Raw genomic sequence first — 21,662 nt, 5'->3', positions numbered from 1 at the left:
ATTATTGATGAACCAATTTACAAATCACCAGTTTACTTATCAATTGATAATATTAACATTAGACACTTCATCATCAACCAATTATGGCTTATTTTTCTTTATTTTCACAGTAAAATCAAAATCCTAATAAAAATTCATATAGATAAAGTTGTTCTATTAGACTTTATTATACTAATCAAAACTCCTCTTAAATTTATTATCAATAAATCAGTTGAAATTAAAAGTTATTATACCTTTTCAAAAACACTTAGAACCGATTATTAAATTAATTAAATTAAATTTTTGTGATCTCAGTCACCAAATTTGGTTTTTATATTTGTGAACTACAACTTTATTATTTAACTTATTATACCAATTGTTTGTTTTTGTATATTTATCTAAATTAGAGGGAATTATGTTTTTTACAGAAAGGAAATTAAAACAACGCGTTGAAGAACTATTGCGGTTTGAATTACATGATATTCAAACAATACAAAGTTTTGATTTTTGTTATGACCGTAAAGGAGTTAATGGTGCCCCGCCCCCTAATGAAAATGCCGATTGGCAAAATATTGAGCAAGGATTTGAGTGGAAAGAAAAGGATATCTATGTTTGGTTAAGGTTAAGCCATACTTTCCCTAAAACCGATCCGAATCATTCCACTCATATAGGTCTTTTTAATTTTTCATTATCTTTTCTACGTGATGAATATGAAGCGTTACTCTATGTTAATGGTAAACCATGGCATGGTTTAGATAAAAACCATAATGTTATTTCATTTCCGGACGACTTTTCTGGTAAAACAATTAGATTTGATATTCGTATATGGTCAGGCGTACTTGAAGGTAAAGTTAGACAACATTTTGATGAGTTTCATGTTGGTAACAGTATAAAACAAGTTGCCTTCGGTTTAAGAGATAAAGCCACTCATGATTTGTACGTGACTTCTACCGCTATATTACAAACATTAGATGTTATCTCTAACAATGATTTTTATTATTCGAGATTACTTAATCTATTAGATAGCTCTTTTCTACTCATTAATTGGCAAAACCCATCTAGTAAAGAATTTTACCAATCAATCAGTAATGCATCTAGGTATTTAGAAGAAAATTACAGCAAAGATGCGGTGAAATCGCCAGTTGTGATTAATTGTGTAGGCCATACTCATATCGATCTCGCCTTTTTATGGCAAATAAAACATACCAGAGAAAAATGTGCGCGCTCGTTTTCGACTGTTTTGAAGTTAATGAAACAATTTCCAAAATATAATTTTTTCCAGTCTCAACCACAACTCTATGAATATGTTAAAAATGATTATCCTGAAATTTATGATCAAATAAAACAACGTGTCAAAGATGGGCGCTGGCAAGTTGATGGTGCTATGTGGGTTGAAGCTGATTGTAATATACCCTCTGGTGAATCATTTGTCAGACAAATTATGTATGGCAAAAATTTCATGGAAACCGAGTTTGGCATAACACCTGAATGCTTATGGTTACCAGATGTGTTTGGATATTCTTGGGCATTACCACAAATTTTAAAAAAATCAGGCATTAAATATTTCATGACAACAAAAATTAGTTGGAATGAATTTAATCAACTGCCACACGATACTTTTAAATGGCGAGGCATTGATGGCAGTGATATTTTAGCGCATTTTGTTACAACACCTGAAGAAGGACATCCACGATATACCTATAATGGCATTGTTAATGCTAAATCTGTTCAGGGGTTATGGGATAACTATAAAGATAAAGGTTTAACAAAAACACTGTTGCTACCATTTGGTTATGGTGATGGTGGTGGTGGGCCAAATGAGCAGATGCTTGAATTATTAGAACGATTCGAAAAAATGCCAGTATTACCTAATATTCAATTTGGTACTGTTAAGCAATTCTTTCATGAACTAGAGGATAATATCAATCATAGCAATGATTGGTTCCATACTTGGGATGGCGAATTATACTTTGAAACTCATCGCGGAACATACACCAGCCAAGCGCAAATTAAAAAAGCGAATCGATTAGCCGAATTAGATATTCGTTTCATCGAATGGTTATCGGCGACTAACTCAATCTTAAATAATGACTGGTCTGTTTATGAAAAAAATAAACTAGATTATTGTTGGAAACTCATTCTTAGAAATCAATTTCATGACATTATTCCTGGTTCATCTATACATGAAGTCTATCAAGATGCCAAACTTGAATTTCAGGATTTAAATAATAGACATAACGAAATTCTTAGACCTCTGTTAAAAAATATTACAGATAGTGATGTTAATAGCAAAATTATCATCAATAGCTCTAACTTTATGAGAAAAAATGACGTTGTTTATTTTGATACTTATGCAGAAAATCTCACTATAAAAGATGATTCCAATCAATATTTCACTATACAAAAATCAAAACAAAATGATGGTTATTTTGTTGAAATACCATCAATAGCGCCACTAAGTTGTATAAATGTAAGTTATGAAAATAACGTTACATCTGAAAGTAATAAGGCAAAAGATGCTTTTATCTATAATGATGATGAAATAGATACACCTTTTTATCTCATTAAGTGGAATAAATTTGGCCACCTTACCCGTATTTTTGATAAAAAGAATAACCGAGAGGTATTGTCAGGTTGTGGCAATGTATTGACTGTATATGAAGATAAACCAATGAAATATGATGCTTGGGATATTGAAATATTTCATATTCAGAAAAAATCACCTGTTGTACAGTTACAATCTGTCGAACTGACTGAATTAGGGCCATTAATTTGTGAAATCACATTTAAATGGATTTTTAATAACAGTTCAATTTACCAGAAAATGCGAGTCTATAGTAATAATCCAAAAATTGATTTTATAACTGATATTGATTGGCATGACTGCAATCAACTACTTAAAACAGTATTTCCAGTCGATATTAGAGCAGTTGAAGCAACGTACGACATTCAATTTGGTAATGTTAAACGCTCAACTACTTGGAATACTAGTTGGGATTATGCAAAATTTGAAAGTGTAGCACATCAATGGGCCGATTTATCCGAATACGGTTATGGCGTCAGCCTATTAAATAATTGCAAATATGGTCATGCTATTAGAGACAATATAATGCAATTAACCCTCATCAAATCAGCTATAAGCCCTGATTTACAAGCTGACCAAGGACAACATCAATTTACATATTCTTTATTTCCTCATACGAAGAATTGGCAAGAAAGTCATGTTGCCCAAGAAGCTTGGTTCTTAAATGAACCGCTAAGAATTTATGATGGCAAATTAAAATCATTTATTAAGCCATCTAATCTATCAATTCTTACATTAGATAATCATTTAGTTCAGGTTGATGCTTTGAAAAAAGCAGAATCAGGTGATTGGTTAATTCTCAGAATTCATGATTTCTCCGGTGGAACACAAAATGTCAATATCAGCTCTCACTACAAAATCAACTGGTGGAGAGAGTGTGATTTGATGGAGAACTTTATTGATCAAAACATAAATAAAGGAAATTTAAAAATAAAATTAAGTCCTTTTGAAATTAAAACTTATGCAATTTCAATAAATTAATTGCTTAATTCTATTATGAGGTTTGGAAAATGAAAAATAAAAAAATAATCACTATTCCTAAAGCTATAGGTTTTGGAATGATTGATATCATTGGAGGGGGAGCATTCACCATTATAGGTGCATGGTTGTTATACTTTTTTACTACTTTTGTTGGATTGAGCCCAATTGAAGCGGCATCAATTGTGGCAATTGCTCGAATATTAGACGCCATATTATGCCTTTTCATGGGGAGTTTCACCGATCACTTTTATAAAAATAAATTAGGTAAAAAATTTGGACGCAGAAGATTCTTCTTAATAATTGGCGCACCATTAATGCTTTCTTATGCATTATTATGGATTAATGGCATGGGCTACCTATATTATCTTGCTATCTATTTAACTTTTGAGGTAGTTGTAGCCATGGTAATGATTCCTTGGGAAACTTTACCATCTGAAATGACCAGTGATTATGCAGGAAGAACCAAACTATCTACTTGTCGAATGTTTATTTCTGCAGTAGGTACTTTTATGGCAACATTTGTACCAGGCAGATTAATTGCAATCTATGGTGAAAATGATCCAAATGCTTATTTATTTAATGGTATATTTTTTGCTGTCTTATTCATGATTTGCGTGATTATATCCTACTTTTCAACTTGGGAAAGACCACTAACTCCGGAGATGTTAAAAGAATTAGAAAGATCTAAAGCTGAGAAAAAAGTAAATCCAGTTACCTTTGTTTTTGGTCTGTTTAAAGAATATTTCTCTACCCTGAAAGTTAGAGCCTTCAGAAAACATTTAGCTATCTATTTATTATCTTTTACTGGTAAAGATATTTATAACACTGTATTTGTATTTTTCTGTGTATATTGTTTAACGCTTGATGCTTCTGTAGCTGGAAGTCTTTTATCTTTAAGTATCATTGGATTACCAGTTACATTAGTAGCAGGATTCGCATTCGTTAAATATGGGCCGAAAAAACTACTTGTTGGTGCTTATTCGACTATGCTTTTATGTTTAGCTGCGACCTATTTAGTTTTTGTATTTAATCCATCATCAAAAATAGCCATACTGTTTGTTATTGGTACTGTATATCAAATAGGCCGATGCCTGATGGAGTTCACACCATGGAATATTTTCCCATTCATTCCAGATATTGATGAAATGATCACTAAAAAAAGAAGAGAAGGCTTATTTGCTGCTGTTATGACATTCTCTAGAAAAACGACAGTCGCCCTATCAACTCTTTGTGTTGGATTAATATTAGAATTTGGTGGTTTTGTTCAAAAACAAGCAGATCAAACTCCTGAAGCAATAACCACAATTGCATTAATTCTATTTTTAGGAACTGGATTACTTGTTTTCTTAGCTATGTTAGTGACACTCACCTTTAATCTAGATAAAGAAAAACATGGATTATTAGTTAATGCAATTGATGTCTTACAATCAAATGGCGATGTAAATGAGTTATCTGAAGAAACTAAATTCGTAGTAGAAGACTTAACAGGCTATCCGTGTGAAAAATTATTTGAGAAAAAATAAACCCTATTTATACGTTGTAATTACTAATAAAATGACTATAAATAGTCCTAACATAAATTAGTAACCGTAAAAATTAGATACTAGATGAAATTCAGCTAGTATCTAATACCTAATATTCTTAATATATTCTATATTAAAACCACCCTAAACTGTAAAATAAGACTAAAAATTTAATCGTGATTAGTCACATATAAAACTACAAAAGTTAACAGTACAAGTAGAAACTTTTATAATTAATATTATGATTTAGCTCTTCAATAACAGATAGCAAATCGTTCAAGTTCATTCATAAAATATCAACTTTAGATTTTCTGAACAAAAGAATTAAATATTTTGATAAGGTATTTTTGATAAAAACTGATATTTAAGTAAATTATTTAAAAAGCAAAGCCGAGATGACTGAGTTTGAGAAAAACATATTAATGTTAGAATAAACAACTGTATGAAAAATATTTATTGCTACATTTTTATTAAACTCATCAGCTATAGAATTTTTGAAATTCTATCCTCAACCTTTTTAGCTACACCATCTAACATGCAACCATCCTCAATAAACTCTTATATTAGAATTATTTTTTTAATATCTGACATATTAAACTGACGAGATTTTGCGTGCGGATCAACAGCTTTAATTATTCCATTGTCATCTCAATATTTTAACTTTATTACAAGAATATTTGTCATTTCTGAAACTTAACCAATACCAACGATCACAGTTAATAAAAAGTCATCATATTCACTTTTAAAAGATTTATTTTCAGTCATTGCTCCTTGCATTTTTATATTTCGAATTAAAAATAACTAGTATTTTATATATTCTAATTTGTTTTTAAAACAAATAGAAAATCAAAAGCGAAGCAATTGTTGTTAAACTACAATCATTAGATCTATAATTCAAAAATTATATTTATATAGCAGATAAAAATAGTGAAATATAAATTATTAACAGGAACTTTCTTTGTACCCATTATCGCCCTATCGGTAGTAACTCAGTTATATATACTTATTCCCGTTTATTCTGATTTAGTACTTTTCATAAAAGGGGCAACTTTAAATAACATTGGCTTACTGACATCTTTATTCGCTATTTTTTATGCAATTGGATTTATTATCTGGGGTGGCTTATCCGATCGAATAGGAAAAGAACGTACTTTATCCATAGGGTTATTGCTATTAGCAACAATTAGTTTCATTATGCCGTTTATTACTAACTATTATTGGTTACTTATTTGTCGAACACTCCAAGGATTTTGTGCTGCATCGTATCCGCCTGTGGCAATTGCTTGGATTACGTTAAATCTATCGGAACCATCGAAGTCTAAGGCTGTATCAATTATTAGTTGTGCTTTTCTGTTAGCTGGTATTATTGGGCAGTGGTTCGGCTCTTTGATGATCACAAATTCTCTTTATCCAGCTATGTGGATTTTAATGGCCATCTATATTTTTGGTTCGCTGTTATTTTTCTATCAAACTCCTAAAAAAACTCACCAAGAAAATTCTAGTAATATGAAAGCTTCACTATTTTCAATATTCAAGCAATTAGCGCGAGTTTTATTTAGCAGAAAATTATTTCCGATTTATTTATGTGCTTTAATTGTTTTATTAAGTTTTGTCACACTTTATTCCATTCTACCAAGTAATAATATTGCCGAATACATCCCGACACTAAGAAAGATTGGCCTTGTTGCGATGCTATTTAGTCTTACCGCAAGTTATCTATTCAGATATATTAAGCCAGTTTATGTCCTTACTTTAAGTCTTTTTTTAATGGCAAGTTCTCTTCTTATACATTATCTTTATTTAAATGATCAGTTAAAGAACATTTACTTACTTTTCATTAGTCATTTGATATTTATCATTGCACTTGCTTACGCTGTCCCATCGATGATTACCTGTGTAGCCACTCAATCAGCAATTGAGGACAGAGGCATTGCAACATCTCTGTATACTTGTATTCTCTTCATTGGTGCAAGTTTGGGGGCATTTTTGCCTATTATTTTTAAGTCTAACACCCTAATTCTATTCATCTCAATTTGTATCTTTATTGCTTTAGTACAACTTATATTACTTAATAAAAAATGATAGATAGTAAATGTTAGATTTAATGTAACAAAAGATTTCTTAGAAGATTATGAGCAGATAAAAAAATTATATTTTTTAAGCGAGATCTCGAATGAGATTTAATAAAAACTGGCCGTCAGAAATAGAATTGTTTACATTTCAGTTGGTTAAGTAAATTAAAATAGCAAAAATTTCTCCATAAAATAAGAAATAATCTTGAAAACAATTAATATCAATTCAAAAGATAATAATCCTACTGGACTTGAACCAGTGACCAATCGATTATGAGTCGCTTTTATAGCTTTATTGAATTAAATTTAAATTATTAAAAAACAAATAATTAAAGAGGTTAGCAGCCCTTATTGCTGTATATTTGTTCACTATTTTTTACAGATTTTTACAGATTTTACGGCACAAATACGGCACAATTTCTGCGATCCACTTTCCAACTTTTCACATCAAACGGCATCAATTAAGATGAAAAATATAAAAATTTACTATGAAATATATTTGTTGTTAATTTAAAAAATTATTACCACCTACTTTTCGGCCATGTAGCCACAGCAAAGTAATGAAAAGAACCATCACCCCATCGACCTTTGTTTTTCAGATCAATATCAATTGCACCAATTCTACTGAATAGGTTACATCTTTTCTTTGATAAACAAAAATTGCAAATTTTGTCAGATGTACCATTTTGGAACAAATTAAACCGTATTTCATTTACAAATGGAAGTTGTTTTTTTATTTCTTTAGCAAATTCTTTTAAAGAAAGAAAACCTCCGTCCCGCTTGTTTAGTTTAAATAAATAATCAGTATCAACTGCAAAGTGATTTAAAGTTATAATAGCCTCTTCTTCATCAATTAGTATATGCTCAAAATAACTAACGCAAATATCATTTTGGAAAAAACAGAAATCGTCAATGCGATATAATTTTTTTTCCTCAGAAAATGAAGCTGTTATTTTCCTAGGCTCTGAAAATATAACCTTATCGTAACCCTTTTCATAATAAAAACCATTTTTTTCATGTAGTTCATTAGTTTTCTTGGAAAAGTGATTTTTAAAAATAGACATAAAATTCTTCTTTAAAAGGTATTGGTGAGTATATTTTAATCAAATTATTAGGCATGTATATAAAAAAATAAACATTTCGACCCACTTCCCAATTCAAATCCACACTCCAAAAAATATTAGTTTATGATGAATAAAACTAACTAATCTTACATAACATGATAACAATAAAATACACAATACCGATTTATGTGCGAATGACGCCCGATGATTACGATGACGAAATCACGGGCGAATGCTATATAATCAACAGTCAAGACGATCATAACTACGTGTTCTATCAAGATGATAAAACTATGTATGATATCGCTGATTTTGTGATGCTTTATGAAGCGATTGAATACTGTGTGTTAAAAATTAATAGCGGATTAACTCTAATTTAATGCAAAATACCTACTTTTTGAGTGGTATTATGTTTTTATTATCTAAATTATTTAAATCAAACAATATTAAATCGAAAACAGTTAATCAATGGTTAGACGAATATGTCAAAATTTTAGCTGAGCGTGAGTTAAAACCAAAAACCAGAGAAATAAAAGCTTATCTTATTAAGGTTATTCGTCGAGAAATCGGCAACCAATTAGTAAAAAAAATAACACCTCCAGACATAGCGAAAATTATTAAAATCTATACAGATCAGGACAAGGCTCCTTCAGCTAAGAATATGTACCACCTTTTAACGGATGTGTTTAGGGAAGCCTGTGCTCAAGGATGGAATGATAAAAATCCTGTCGATCCAATTAAATGCCCAAAAGTCGTAGTTAAACGCTCCCGTATGACATTAAAAGAGTTTAAAAAAATATTAAATGAGGCTGATAAAACAGGTAATAATCTTATGTATAGAGCTATGATGCTAGCGCTAGTGACTGGTCAACGCCGTTCAGATATAGCTGTTATGAAAAAATCTAATGTGAAACGAAATCACTTACTAATTGATCAATATAAAACTGGATCAAAAATAGCATTACCAGTGAAATTAGAATGTAAGAAAGTTAAAACATCATTACGTGACATTATTGACTCATCAAAAAACGATTATTTAGTTAGCATTAATAATGAACCAGTAAAACTGGATAACATAACTAATCAATTTTCACGGTTACGTGATAGAGTTTTTAACAGAGATTATTGGACAGGAAATCCTACAACTTTCCACGAAATAAGATCACTATCAGAACGTTTATATCGAGAGCAAAAAATTGACACCATGACACTACTTGGCCATAAATCTCAAGCAATGACAGATAGATACAATGATAGTCGTGGGCGTGAGTGGCGATATCTCAAAGTTTGATCTATGATTGAGATCTAAGCCCATCAATAAGGCTTATCAGGAAAAATAACGTTAATATCTGATGCATCAATCCGATTTAATAGAACTCGGTACTTTTTCCACGCCTTCAATTTGTCTTCATCACCATTTTCAGATATGTCAAGATCAATTGCGTCTTGTAGTATCGATATATTTTCATTAGCTTCATTCAATAATGAGCTTTTTAACATTTTGTTTTGTTTTATTTTAAATGCGTTTTGTTCCTCTTCATCTAAAACCCATTTTTCGCCGTTCCATCGACTAAACTTGAATGGCTCTAATAATGTAAATTTTTCTTTTATTGAACCGAGATATGCAACTCTGGATGATTCCTGAGTTTCTATGTTATAGACTGTTTTATCACGATGATCTTCAACTTGTACCCATTCACCATTTAATTCGCATGGGTGGAAGCCTTTTTTAAACTCTGGAGCAATTCTCAATGCATTATCTGGTGGTAATGTATCATCATTAGCATCCAATTGATGTGTATATGGTTTTAGTTCATTTGTATTGTCAAAATAATAATTTATCATAGTTTTTCCTATTAATTTTTACCTATTCGACAGGTAGGTACGGTTGAAGGGGATTCAATGCGTCAGTTAAGTGGTTGTTTTTTAGGATTTAACGAAACGGGCAATAATATCGATAATATGTTTTATGCTGACGAACGCTATATTTTTGATGCAAGCGGTTCGCAGCAGAATAGAGCGTTAAACCTCGCATGGAATGTATTTGATAACAATAGAGTTAACAATCCCGTTTCAAACGAAAATAAACCACTTAATATCGGATTAACGCCAGTGATATATCTTGGAGTTTAAACTCCAAGATAAATAACAGGAGTCATACCCACGTTGAGCGGTCTATTTTCGCTGGCAGTAGGTACAACACGAGATGCATCAAATAGAATATCAGTATGCCAACCGTGAGCATTCCCCTCGTAAGCTGGCGCGGCATTTGCATTAATTTTAAATGCTCCTGTGGCATCTAATGCCGATACTATAAAATTGCCATATCTGGCCCAAATGTTTCTGATTGCATCATCTTCAACGCTACCTACCTGTCGAGTAGTTCCATCGACTGCTCGTTCAAAAAAACCCCGTCCATCAGACGCAAAAGCAGATGGCACATTAATATATTGCTGACCATTAATATTTTTGATAGTTATCTGATGATCACGTTTATAATTATCGGATAACCCATTCAAAGCTTTTCCCTGTGGTGAATTTAGCAAATAGTTATCCCCGTTTCTGAAATACCATCCAAATGGTAGTTTGTTAGCACGGAACGGCATTAGTCTAAAATCACCAACAGTGCTTAATTTAGCTGTAATCAATTCAATTTTATTATTAATACCTGTTAAATCTGTTATTACTGATTTCCCATTTACTGTTGGTGTTTTTTTAAATTGGATATTATCACCTACTGAGTAGGTAGGTGCCCCATTTACTACACTTTTGATAGCTGGTAAAGCACCAACTACATCAGCAGATGCATTAGCTGTCGTAAGAGCCTCATACCAAGATTGTTTCCCTTCTGGTGTTGCACAACGATAGTAAATTCGAGGCGTTTTACTCTGAACAACAGCTAATTTTTCAACATACCATTTTGGGGTCCACGCTGGATAAACAATTAAGCTAGCGGAATCATTCCGATTTTTATATTCTGTTAGCTCTGGAAATGATGTTGTTCGAGTTGCATAACATCCGCCCAACAATGTCTCATCTGGATTATCTAGTTGTGCACCAGTTAATGAGCCTATTCCATAGTCACCAGTTTTCAATACTGATTTATTGTTAATTTTAACATCGTCAATAGATGGAAAATTCCACGAATTTGTTGACGAGCTATATACAAGCTTACTCTGCCACTGTTTTTTTTCTGCATCATAGAACATGCAAGAGTAATTATCGCCGATCGTTCTCAAAACCATTAGATTTTCACTATCAGTATATCTGTATTTTATTCCGAATTCTGATAGAATTAGCTGCCCCGTCATTGTGTCGCCACTTTTTTTAACTAACGTCGTTGTATCAATTGTAGACGCCCATTTTTTTGCGTTATCTTCTGATGTTTTAGCATTTTTTGCTGCATTATTTGCATTAATTTCCGATGTTTTAGCTGCTGTTGCGCTATTTGTTGCCTGTATTGCTGATTGGCTGGCTGTTGTTTCGGATTTGCTGGCATTATCGGCACATGCTTTTGAGCTAGTTGCAGCAGTATTTGCTTTAGTTGATGCTTCTGTAGCTGTTGCTGCTGATTTACTAGCTGAAGATGCAGATACACTAGCATTAGTAGCATTTAATTTCGCCGTATCTGCTGACGATTGGGCATTAATTTCCGATGTTTTAGCTGCTGTTGCGCTATTTTCTGCCTGTGTTGCTGATTTTTTTGCAGCATCACGAGCATCGAAAACTTGTTTTAAGAATTCAGGTGTTAAGTCGCTTTCTTCTGGATTAATTAAATAATCATTTAATGAGCCATCCGCTGAATCCGAAGAAACATTGATGCTACCGAGCCGTTTTTTTGGAAAACCGTTAATAATTAAATTAACATCGTACTCGCAAGGCAATACGTTCATCGTGTAACTACCATTATTTGCGACTTGAAATGCTTGAGTTTGCGTTAGCACATTGCTTGTCGTTTTTTTTGCATATAGTTCAATAGCGCAGTCATTAATGATTTGTCCTGCACCATCAGTTAAAATTCCTGATATTTTTGCCATAATTTTCTCCAGATAATTCGGGTTTAAGCTCTGTTTGTAATAATAAAAAGTTGGCTGGGGGTATTTGCATCACCCGTTGTAAAAGAACTGTATTTTATAGTCGTTCTAACACCTTTCGGGATATATTTCACAAAAGATTCTTGTCTAACTTGCGAATTAAAATTAGAATTCAAATTAATTTCGATAACTTTAACGCCATCTATTTCAACGCTAGCATAAGCTCTTGCGTACCTACCTTTACCTGTACTTACAATAATCGTGCCACCCAATTCAACTGCACTAAACGTAGGAAACGTGCTTATTGCGCAAACTACTGGAATAACGTTTAAATAGCGACCATACGAAGATGCTTCAATCTCTATATATCCTCCAGACGGAACTATATAGCACTTCGAAATATCACCGTCGATTTGTTCTACATTTAATTTTTTTATGTAACAATTCTCATTAATCAAAACATTGCTTAATTGACCCGAACTTGCATTAATATTACCCGATATATTAGCTCGTCTTGCGTTTAGTGTTCCATCTTCTAGTAATTCAAAAGCAGGTGGATTACCAGCACTTATAACGCTACCAGCAACCATTTTACCGCCGGTTATTAACGGTGCTTTGATTTCAGTACCAGCAATTAATCTATCACCACGCATTGTTCCTGTTGCGATTAAATCCCCATCTATAAACATTTTTGGCTCTATCCATTGTGCGCCATTGTATAGCCGAGCTTCTGAGTGCGAGACCTTTCCGTCACCACCTAATGAGTAGATAATCAATGTCGTATCACGGGCAGGATAAAAGCCGAACTCACGATAAAACATTTGTGTTGCAGTGTTGTTATCAGGGAATCTACCATCGCCTGTTTGAATTCTAAATAACCCACCTGCCCCATTTTCAGCAATTAATGTCCGAGTGTTAGCAATGAACATCTCTGAGCGACCAACTACGTTAACTGCATTCACACCGTACCAGTATTCGGTATCGGGCGTACAATCGACATCAGTTAATGACATTGCGCGACCTAAGTAGTTGGTTTGCTCCTCGACCTCTGCCCGTGTTGCCCCTTTATAAAATTCGAATTGAGTACCAAGACTTGATGTTGCTGTCATAACAGGTCGAATTGCAATATTAAATGCACTTGGCGTTAATACTAATCCCGATGGTTTAGCTGGCGGTGATATTGAAAATGCAATAGTCGTTTCATCGCCCAATCGTCCGTCTTCTGCTACTCCTCGCACGGTCGCATTGAATTTACCTTGTTGTAGGTCCGATAGATAATACTCAGTATCATTAACCGTTTCTCTGCTAAATAATTTATCATCACGATAGATTTTTACCTCAAATTTCAAGTTTTGAATTGTGCGAGGTGTTGACCATGACAAGCGAGCTTGATATAAGTCTGATTCGGGGATTATTTCAGCTTGTAGTTGTTCAACAGGTGGAATCGACCAGCCAAAAATTGTATTACTCTCAGCTTCGAATTTAGCACCGTTATCAACAATTTCTTCTTTCTTTGGCTCATGTTGTAACGCTGTGATTGAGTAAGTGCCTTCACTGTTTTCGGCTATTGCTATTGCTTTATATAATCGAGGTTTGATTTTATTGTCATATAAGCCCCAGACAGAATACTCATCAACACTAACACTATTCTCCAAAACAATTTGATTGGGTTTAACTTGCGCTTGAATTTTGACTTTTTGTAGCTGCATATTTGTATCAGTCACACTTAAATACGCACTTTTCATGTTCTTAATGTCAATATCACGGTCTAACGTAATCGTGCTACTATTTGCTTCTAAAATTCGTCCACCGATAGTTGTACCAGAAAAATCATTGTCAGCAATACCAATAATATCGCCAGGTAAATGACGAATACCCTCACGACCTATCGAAAAGGTGACGGTTTGTGTTTCCAATTTTTCGGTTTGAATTAGCCATTTACCCACTCTGTGAGCTTGACCTCTCGACGTACAACCAAACGCATCAATTTGCGCTACATTCAGTCCAAAACGTTTGATTAGTTCATCATCAGCAACGTACTCAGTTGTTGTTTCCCAATTGTTATTAGGGTCAATATAACGAACATGCACCGCTGTGTGTCGTGACTTTTGTGCTGCTGAGGTGTAGTTGAACTGCCCCTCTACAACATTGGCATTTGCATAAATTGCTACAGGGTCACTTGGTCTATCCATCACTGCTGTATACTGTGTGCCATCCCAGATTGGCATGGCTCGGAAGATTGAGCACAGGTCATGAATAACATCATACGCTTGGCGTTGCTCGGTAATGTAACAGTTGCATGTAAACCGTGGTTCTTTACCGCCAAAACCATCATCCACTAACTGGTCACAATATTGAGCGATAGTGTATAACGCAAATTTATCAACACCGAATTGACCAATTCGATTACCCATACCGTAACGTGTGTTAGTCAAAATATCGTAAAATATCCAAGCTGGGTTATTTGTCCAAGCAAGCTTGAAATTTCCTGACCAAAAACCTTTATATTCTCTCGTCTCAGGGTCGTAATTGTCAGGCACCTTAAGTATCATGCCTTTGATTAAATAGTTTCGGCGAGGTACACCACTAAATTGCGATGAATCGAATTTTAGTCCAACTACGGCAGTATTTGGATATGAAAATTTAGTATCGTAGATTTCCGTGTACGAACTCCACAGCGTATTATTAACTAATAATGATGATGTGCTATCTTGCGTTCTGCGCACAACTCGAATGTTAAACGGTTTCGGTGGTAAATCATCTAAAATAACCGATGTTAAATACTGTGAGCGTGTTTTTTTATCGATTAAATCAACAGTTTTTACCGTTTCCCACATGTTCCCTGTACCGATTTGAATTGCCATTGATACCGATGTTCGGTTGATGTTGCCTTTATTGTCCGTTGAACTTAATGACTGCACACCAACCGTAACTCGAACTCTATCAATATTTGGATCGGTAATTGTCCGCACAATAGGAGTTGATGCTTTTACCTCAAGGTTAACTGGAACTTCGTTTTCAGTTGCAGGGAAACTCTCAAGCGGTGCTTGTGACTGCGTGCCAGAAGTCCATTCGATTTCAACCCCCTTGAAGTTATATGAACCGTCTGGCGCTTGAATTGGCGTGTCGTTTAAAAAAACGTTTTGTAGTCCGTTCGCTGGTCCCTCTATCTGTCCCTCACACAGCAAATCAATAATACTCAGTTGCTGATTTGATTTTAAATTATCTTGTGCCTCTCTTGGCGTTTTCGCTTTTTTTTTACCTTTACCCATCTATTGTTTCCAACCCTTGTGATAAAACTTTAGAGCCTATTTTTGTTAATCCATAACAAAGTGGTACGGGGGCACCTTGTGCTATCGTATTGTCCAGATTAGAAAAATAGGTGTTTTTATTGGTACCGCCGTCTGCTAATTTTTCGGTTTTAGGTAGTTTAGTTAGCATCATAGCAACACCCCCAATCATGAGACCAATCCCTGCAGCCATCAATGGATAACCCATTGGCGTCCAGTAAAAAATAGCCCCAACAACAAACATCACAGCACCAGCGATAAAGCTGAAAGCCCCACCTTTTGCCCCTTCTGTTTTGGGTACAATATGAATAACGGCATTTTGAGGAATTCGGCTATGTAGCCCAAACTGTAAATTGTCCTCATTCATATCTACACCGTTAATTCTTACGCGAAAAAAGCCGTCCATGATTTGCTTTTTCAAGCCTTTAATTTGGTAATATAAACCGTTCAATGCTTCCGATGCAGTTTCAACGTTCATATTGAACTTATCACCATATTGTTTAAGATTGCCGTAAAACCTGACAATTGCCATTTTTTATATCTCCAAATTGAATGTGTATAATCTAGCCAAAAACCACCATATAAATCTCGTTTAGATAGTCGGTTTGGACAGTGATGTAAGATTTGTTGATTTCCGACATAGATAGCTGCATGATTTGGTGTCGATGAACCGAGACAAATAATGATCACATCACCTTCTTGCAGGTTCTCTGCCTCTACTAGCTCAAATCCATTTTTAGGCAGTAGATCTAAGTAGAGATTTTGCCCGTTATGCCACCAATCATCTTCTCGATCAAAATCGGGTAATTCGATACCGCAAAGATGGTAAACATCTCTAAACAAGGTATAACAATCAGTTTTGGCATGTTTAAACTCACGACCAATCAATGGTTGCATATATCTGAATTTATGAATTTGGTTATCACAAACGAGCCACCAATCGACGGCTGTTTTTTGCTGAAAAAGTTGATCTGCCGTGCTGAGTATGCGTTCACCGTAAGGGTGAGAGTGTACAACTGCTGTAATCTCTCCCTTTTCTTCGGCTTTTATCCAATCCTCAGGTGAAATTTCGAACGTTTCGGTTGGTGTAGGTGAAATGTTATTGCATGGCATGTAGATTTTGTTATCAATAACAAAACCGCAACACTCAGCCTCACCGCATTGTTTAGCATGATTAAATATTTGTGTTTTCATAATTAATTAAGAGAGTTTAGCTGCAGTTGGGAAACCACCAAAAGGAAGGACAGCGTGTTGACCAAAGCGAAGTTTACATCCAGTCAAGCATCGACTACATTTATCTTTAGTGATGTCATTTGTTGGTTTGTCGAATTCATCAGCTACTGCACCGCCAGTATAACTACATTCCGACGAGCGATATATCCAACTACAAGTGTTAGCAATAATTACACGGGCAGGAATTAATGCACCGTCAGACTCGCATGGCAATGCTAATTCAAATGTAACAACCATTGAGTTTTGTTGTTTTACCTGCTCAATCACATAATTTGAAATAATTTCACAAAACGGATCGGCATATTGATTACCGCTCTCAAAATTCACCGCATCTAGATATTTGATAGGCACTTCATGACGAGTAACAACTGCGCCTAGTAAACCGTCAAAATCAACAATTAGACCAGTGATAAAGCCCATCGCATTACTAACACTCATGGTTGGACGGTTGCTTACGCCTTGTCCATTCTTTTCAAAACCCTCAACTTTTATTGGGTATGGCTCATACACGTTACCCTGCCACGTGATAGGTCGGCGTAGTTCATTTAAACCATTATGAAATCGAAATATTGTTTTGTTACCTATGATTTTAGTTAGATCAACTTCATACAAATCAACAATAGCATCTTGCTCTATTTTTGCGATATCCAGCAACATTTTTTGCGGTATCATACGATAACCTCCTCAAATGTTGTGGTAATTGATACTGAAGTGTTTTTAACGTTTGTTGACCAACTAGGACATTTAACTGTGATTAATCGATTGGTGTTTGGTTCTCTCCATTTAAACGCATGTACACCACCTTGACGAGTTAGGAATGCATCTATTACTGGTGCATCATCTCGATGCACATTTAACGTTACACTGTATGTGCGCAAATCATTATTGATTCCATCTTTTATACGTTGCTCATAACCATCGCCAAATTTGATTATTTTAACTTTTGGCTCTGCTATTACGCTCATACTCGGTGCAACTTCCCAATTAAATGTTTCCATATTTTCTCCAGACATAAAAAAACCGCCACTAGGGCGGTTTGTGCGAATTTTAGTTACCAATGTGGCAGTAAACGATAGTTCATGCCTATTTTAAGTGGGGCGATCAGGAGCTCAAAACGGCAACGAGACAGCGGACGCACTCCCTCACGAAAGCATTTTATTAGTCGCACTCAAGATCAAAATCAATAAAATAAATAATCTTTTAATCTTATTTTATTTCTAAATTTTCGTAACCCCATCTTTCAGTAGATATATTGTACATAAGGTTCATTGAATAATGATTTCTAACAATCCCACCAAAGCTATTTTGAGCATCAACGTCTCCACCAATATAATAATGGCATACCCCTTCCAGCTCGCCGACGCCAATTAAATCTCTATCTGCTGGATATGGAAAATTTGCTGTAGAAGGTGATTTTAATCTTGATTTGACTATATATTGAGCTTGATTCAAAGCTTCTACTACACGTGGACAAGTTTTTTACCACAACCAGTCAAAAATAACCCAATCAACCCAATATAAATTATCTTTTTCATTCCATTTCCTTATTTAATAAATTTAATAAATGGTATGAAATTTTAGTTCTTAAATCAACGACGATTTAATTTACCGCCTGGTCGAGTTTGCTCATCTAGTATTGATAACACAGATTGTTTTATCAGTATACCGATTTCTTTGCCGTCCTCCTCGCTAATATCACCTCCGCCAACATTGACTGGTACATTTACAGTAATACTGCCGCCAGATGATTTAGATGTATCAAGGAAATTTTTTAAATCAGCATTTGTGCGCGCATCAACTACTCTCTCTCCTTTGTCTAATAACCAAGTACCTTCACTTGGAATATTATCAATACCACTATGCGCCATACCTGAAATAGTTTGAGCAGCAATTAGCCCAACAGATGCATAACCTAATCCTCTAACAAGAGAAACTGCTGGAATACCAAAAATAGGGCCAAGTTCAAGCGCTTTTGCTGCAGCAACTTCTGTACTAATAATTGCTTGAGCAATAGCAGAAGCCTTACTAGCTAAAAACATCACTTTATATGCTGCTGATGATTCGCCAGCTGTTTGTTTAAACATTTCAGCAATTGACCCAGTTAATGATGAAAATGTACCTAACGCTGCCATTGTATATGCCGATTGCAACTCTTGTTGCTTATTCTGCATAGTTTCCTCGATACTCACAACAGCATCTGCATATTCTTGGTGATTTATTAATTTTGCATTTAACAAATCAGTTTGAATTGCAATCTGCTGTTCCTTCCAATCTTTTAAATTTTTTTCATCTTCAGCAACTTTGATTAGTTCACTACCAGGTCCATTATAAGAATTTTGAATACTTAACGTAGGCGCTGATTGGATCATTTTTTGATTCATTTTTTTAAGCAACTCTTCACGTTCTTTCAAGGAAACGTTACTTTTTTCAAGAACTGACAGATTTTGTTTGTAACTATCAAATTGTTGTTCGGTAGGACTACGCATTGAATCAAGAATAGATTTGTATTCTTTTTGGGCATTAAGTTGATCAAGTTCAACAGCTTTAGTTTCAAGCGTCTTTTTCTGAATTTCAGATAATTTACTTAATTCGCCCTCTGCTAACTGGCGTCTGAGTTTTTGCAGTTCTGTGATATCAGTGTAGGCATTGATTTGACCGTTAAGTTTATCTAGTTGGGATTGATAAAGATTGGTTGGATTTTCACCAACACTATTGTAGTTTAATTTTCCCTGTTTTTTATAACTTTCGCGTAACTTCTCCATATACGCGTTCAACTTTCCGGCTAATTCAGTTGACATTTCTGCTGATAGTTTCTGATTGGTCACTAAAGCAATAAGGTCTTCTGAATGTGCCAGTGCTGCATTACCTGCTGCTTTTTGTAAACCCGCTAATATATAAGCCTGTTCCGCAGATAATTTTGTTTTCTTTTGGTTTTCATTAAGTTCCTGGTTTAATATAGCTAGTTGGCTATCAAGGTTAGGAAAATCAACTAGGTCAAGCTGTTTTACACCATTATTAGCAGCTTCTGACGCTTTATTCATAGCGTCTAGCTTTTCTTTTTCCTGAGCTAATACATTTACATTGTTTAGTAATTTACTTGTCAATTGGACTAATGATGATCCAAACTGTTCATTATTAAGTGTCGCTACATTTAATTGATTGTTAGCTTCATATAACTCTTCACCAAAACCATGATCTAGCAATGTTCCATTTTTAACTTGGTCATACAAAGTTGTTATTTTTTCTATATATGCATCAATTGCTTCTGCGTTTTCAGAAGGTAATACACTTTGAACCTTAGGGTAATCATGTCCAGTTGGCTCAAATTTAGATAATGCTTTTGTCAAATCTTCTTTAAGAACAGAGATATTTTCATCAACTTCTTTTTCTTTATCTTTAACGTTTGAATTGGTGTCATTTTTATACACGGCTTGACGTGCTTTATCAAGTTCCTTGTATTTTGCAATCAATTGATCAACAGGTAATTGCAGATCTTCGATTGGTTTTTTAGCACTATCCGCGCCATCTCTCATTGAGAAAAAAGCCGTCCCAACAGCTATGGCTGTCATCGCTAGTCCTAATGGACCACCAAGTACTCCTAACAAGGTACTACCAGCACGAGTTAAAATAGTCATTGCGCTACTTGATAACTTAAGTCTCTCATTTGCTGCCCTAAGTCCATTTTTAGCCTGTGTTTCCCTTTCAGTTAGAGCAATTTCTTGAGCTTCAAGTGCTAAAACAGCTCTACGTACATGCATGCTAGAACTAATACCGGAAATGTTTTGCAATCTAGCGATTGTCGCCTGTTTTGTGCTTGCAATAGATTGTTTTTCAACTGCTATTTTTTGCAGTTCGGACTCAGCAAGATGTTTTTGAGCTAATGCAAGATTTCTAGTTTTATTAATGTGATCTACTATTTCAACTGAAAGAGTTTTTACTGACGAGTATACGCCATTTAGATAATTGCTAAATTTGGCCGATACAACTGCCGCTCCAGCTACCGAAACTAATCCAATATTATCAGCTAAAATTTTTAAAGCTTTCGATATATTATTAGTTAATCCAAGACTATTATTTAATTCGTTAACTAATTCTCCAAAATCATTAGATATTGCATTAAAGCCACCTTGAAGAGTATCACCCATGGCATCTGCCATTTTACCCGTTTCATCCTTGGCCTTAATCATCGCATCAGAAAATTGACGCATTGAAATTTCACCAGACATACCGAGTTGGATAATGGTAGCTTCAGATTCGCCCATGGAGTCAGATAATGCAGTAACAACATTTGATGTTGATGACAATATTTTTTTAAAATCACCACTGCTTACTTTACCCGTAAGCAGTGATTCATTGATTGCATTTATACTTGTCGATACCTCAGTTGCTGATGTCGCATTTATTTTATAACTGTTTGACATCGCCTCGATAAAATCGACCGTTTCATTAGTACTGTAACCTAAATCAGACATTGATGAAGCAGTCGCAATATATAACTTTTGGGAATCTGAAATCGCTTTACCATTTCTGTTACTTATTGCAAGTAACCTATCTTGAACTAATTGATAATCATCAGCAGATCCGCCAACTGAACTTATTGCCATTTTGACGCGATTGGCCATTTTCCCATAGTCATCGGCCATTTTCAAAATACCGGTAATTGAAAAATTAACCCCAAATGTTTTGGTCATATCGGACGCTGAAATCTTTAACTTACTTAAATGCTCATTGATTGCTTGAATTGATTTCTTATTGTTAGCAATGTATTGATCAAAACGCCGTGAATATTTCTCCATTGTTTTGTAATAATCATTACCAAGACGGGTTGCTCTTTTAATTTCTCGTTGATACGATGCTGAATTTGCACTGAGTTGTATCACCAATTCTCGCGGTATAACCATA

The 21,662-nt window shown here is 34.5% G+C and carries 16 protein-coding genes; 6 read left to right on the top strand and 10 right to left on the bottom strand.

The genetic code is table 11. From position 1 onward, the window contains the following. Window positions 1-394: 394 nt before the first annotated feature. From H3T80_RS02460 to H3T80_RS02450, 3 genes are all read left to right on the top strand, one after another. Window positions 395-3,544, top strand: coding sequence for a glycoside hydrolase family 38 C-terminal domain-containing protein (locus tag H3T80_RS02460; RefSeq protein ID WP_198199782.1), 3,150 nt, complete (start codon window positions 395-397; stop codon window positions 3,542-3,544). 29 nt (window positions 3,545-3,573) lie between these two features. After that, window positions 3,574-5,067, top strand: a complete 1,494-nt coding sequence (locus H3T80_RS02455; RefSeq protein WP_198199781.1) for an MFS transporter — start codon at window positions 3,574-3,576, stop codon at window positions 5,065-5,067. Between the two features lie 927 nt (window positions 5,068-5,994). After that, window positions 5,995-7,149, top strand: coding sequence for an MFS transporter (locus tag H3T80_RS02450; RefSeq protein WP_198199780.1), 1,155 nt, complete (start codon window positions 5,995-5,997; stop codon window positions 7,147-7,149). Window positions 7,150-7,660: 511 nt separating this feature from the next. On the opposite strand, the gene H3T80_RS02445 is transcribed toward H3T80_RS02450, so the two are convergent. Next, window positions 7,661-8,203, bottom strand: coding sequence for a hypothetical protein (locus H3T80_RS02445; RefSeq protein WP_198199779.1), 543 nt, complete (start codon window positions 8,201-8,203; stop codon window positions 7,661-7,663). A gap of 155 nt (window positions 8,204-8,358) precedes the next feature. Here H3T80_RS02445 and H3T80_RS02440 point away from each other — a divergent pair, with 155 nt between their 5' ends. Further along, window positions 8,359-8,583: a hypothetical protein gene (locus H3T80_RS02440; RefSeq protein ID WP_198199778.1), complete on the top strand. Its 225-nt coding sequence runs from the start codon at window positions 8,359-8,361 to the stop codon at window positions 8,581-8,583. Between the two features lie 29 nt (window positions 8,584-8,612). Next, on the top strand, window positions 8,613-9,494 hold the full coding sequence (locus H3T80_RS02435; RefSeq protein ID WP_198199777.1) for a tyrosine-type recombinase/integrase: 882 nt from the start codon (window positions 8,613-8,615) through the stop codon (window positions 9,492-9,494). Between the two features lie 23 nt (window positions 9,495-9,517). Here H3T80_RS02435 and H3T80_RS02430 read toward each other — a convergent pair whose 3' ends face one another. Continuing rightward, the gene (locus H3T80_RS02430) at window positions 9,518-10,048 is read right to left on the bottom strand and encodes a tail fiber assembly protein (protein WP_198199775.1); all 531 of its coding nucleotides are present in this window, start codon (window positions 10,046-10,048) and stop codon (window positions 9,518-9,520) included. 57 nt (window positions 10,049-10,105) lie between these two features. On the opposite strand from H3T80_RS02430, the gene H3T80_RS02425 reads away from it, so the two are divergent. Beyond that, on the top strand, window positions 10,106-10,336 hold the full coding sequence (locus H3T80_RS02425; protein WP_198199773.1) for a hypothetical protein: 231 nt from the start codon (window positions 10,106-10,108) through the stop codon (window positions 10,334-10,336). Here H3T80_RS02425 and H3T80_RS02420 read toward each other — a convergent pair. The 8 genes from H3T80_RS02420 to H3T80_RS02385 form a co-directional block, all read right to left on the bottom strand. Then, window positions 10,333-12,240: a prophage tail fiber N-terminal domain-containing protein gene (locus H3T80_RS02420; protein WP_198199772.1), complete on the bottom strand. Its 1,908-nt coding sequence runs from the start codon at window positions 12,238-12,240 to the stop codon at window positions 10,333-10,335. The genes H3T80_RS02425 and H3T80_RS02420 overlap by 4 nt on opposite strands. 23 nt (window positions 12,241-12,263) lie before the next feature. Further along, on the bottom strand, window positions 12,264-15,509 hold the full coding sequence (locus tag H3T80_RS02415; RefSeq protein ID WP_198199771.1) for a phage tail protein: 3,246 nt from the start codon (window positions 15,507-15,509) through the stop codon (window positions 12,264-12,266). Beyond that, on the bottom strand, window positions 15,502-16,005 hold the full coding sequence (locus tag H3T80_RS02410) for a hypothetical protein (protein WP_232350079.1): 504 nt from the start codon (window positions 16,003-16,005) through the stop codon (window positions 15,502-15,504). Before H3T80_RS02410 ends, H3T80_RS02415 begins: the two co-directional genes overlap by 8 nt. Then, window positions 16,002-16,721 carry a C40 family peptidase gene (locus H3T80_RS02405; protein WP_232350078.1) on the bottom strand — a complete coding sequence of 240 codons (720 nt, stop codon included), beginning with the start codon at window positions 16,719-16,721 and terminating at the stop codon, window positions 16,002-16,004. Before H3T80_RS02405 ends, H3T80_RS02410 begins: the two co-directional genes overlap by 4 nt. A gap of 6 nt (window positions 16,722-16,727) precedes the next feature. Beyond that, complete coding sequence (locus H3T80_RS02400; protein WP_198199769.1) at window positions 16,728-17,432, bottom strand: phage minor tail protein L; 705 nt, start codon at window positions 17,430-17,432, stop codon at window positions 16,728-16,730. Then, window positions 17,429-17,773 (bottom strand): phage tail protein, encoded by a 345-nt coding sequence (locus tag H3T80_RS02395; protein WP_198199768.1) that lies wholly within the window; start codon window positions 17,771-17,773, stop codon window positions 17,429-17,431. Before H3T80_RS02395 ends, H3T80_RS02400 begins: the two co-directional genes overlap by 4 nt. Window positions 17,774-17,966: 193 nt before the next feature. Beyond that, the gene (locus tag H3T80_RS02390; RefSeq protein WP_198199766.1) at window positions 17,967-18,212 is read right to left on the bottom strand and encodes a hypothetical protein; all 246 of its coding nucleotides are present in this window, start codon (window positions 18,210-18,212) and stop codon (window positions 17,967-17,969) included. A gap of 137 nt (window positions 18,213-18,349) precedes the next feature. After that, entirely contained in the window at window positions 18,350-21,661 is a 3,312-nt protein-coding gene (locus H3T80_RS02385) for a tape measure protein (RefSeq protein ID WP_198199764.1), read from the bottom strand. Between the last annotated feature and the right edge of the window lies 1 nt (window position 21,662).

The organism is Gilliamella sp. W8145 (genome assembly GCF_016101145.1).
In the GTDB taxonomy this organism is placed as follows: domain Bacteria; phylum Pseudomonadota; class Gammaproteobacteria; order Enterobacterales; family Orbaceae; genus Gilliamella; species Gilliamella apis_A.
The sequence above is the reverse complement of the archived record's forward strand: the minus strand, read 5'-3'. Positions and strand labels throughout refer to the sequence as shown.

Coding starts and splice junctions, on each gene's coding strand:
- H3T80_RS02445 (WP_198199779.1), bottom strand. CDS start 8,203: ATGTCTATTTTTAAAAATCACTTTTCCAAGAAAACTAATGAACTACAT.
- H3T80_RS02460 (WP_198199782.1), top strand. CDS start 395: ATGTTTTTTACAGAAAGGAAATTAAAACAACGCGTTGAAGAACTATTG.
- H3T80_RS02455 (WP_198199781.1), top strand. CDS start 3,574: ATGAAAAATAAAAAAATAATCACTATTCCTAAAGCTATAGGTTTTGGA.
- H3T80_RS02430 (WP_198199775.1), bottom strand. CDS start 10,048: ATGATAAATTATTATTTTGACAATACAAATGAACTAAAACCATATACA.
- H3T80_RS02385 (WP_198199764.1), bottom strand. CDS start 21,661: ATGGTTATACCGCGAGAATTGGTGATACAACTCAGTGCAAATTCAGCA.
- H3T80_RS02395 (WP_198199768.1), bottom strand. CDS start 17,773: ATGTCTGGAGAAAATATGGAAACATTTAATTGGGAAGTTGCACCGAGT.
- H3T80_RS02405 (WP_232350078.1), bottom strand. CDS start 16,721: ATGAAAACACAAATATTTAATCATGCTAAACAATGCGGTGAGGCTGAG.
- H3T80_RS02415 (WP_198199771.1), bottom strand. CDS start 15,509: ATGGGTAAAGGTAAAAAAAAAGCGAAAACGCCAAGAGAGGCACAAGAT.
- H3T80_RS02420 (WP_198199772.1), bottom strand. CDS start 12,240: ATGGCAAAAATATCAGGAATTTTAACTGATGGTGCAGGACAAATCATT.
- H3T80_RS02435 (WP_198199777.1), top strand. CDS start 8,613: ATGTTTTTATTATCTAAATTATTTAAATCAAACAATATTAAATCGAAA.
- H3T80_RS02400 (WP_198199769.1), bottom strand. CDS start 17,432: ATGATACCGCAAAAAATGTTGCTGGATATCGCAAAAATAGAGCAAGAT.
- H3T80_RS02425 (WP_198199773.1), top strand. CDS start 10,106: ATGCGTCAGTTAAGTGGTTGTTTTTTAGGATTTAACGAAACGGGCAAT.
- H3T80_RS02440 (WP_198199778.1), top strand. CDS start 8,359: ATGATAACAATAAAATACACAATACCGATTTATGTGCGAATGACGCCC.
- H3T80_RS02410 (WP_232350079.1), bottom strand. CDS start 16,005: ATGAACGTTGAAACTGCATCGGAAGCATTGAACGGTTTATATTACCAA.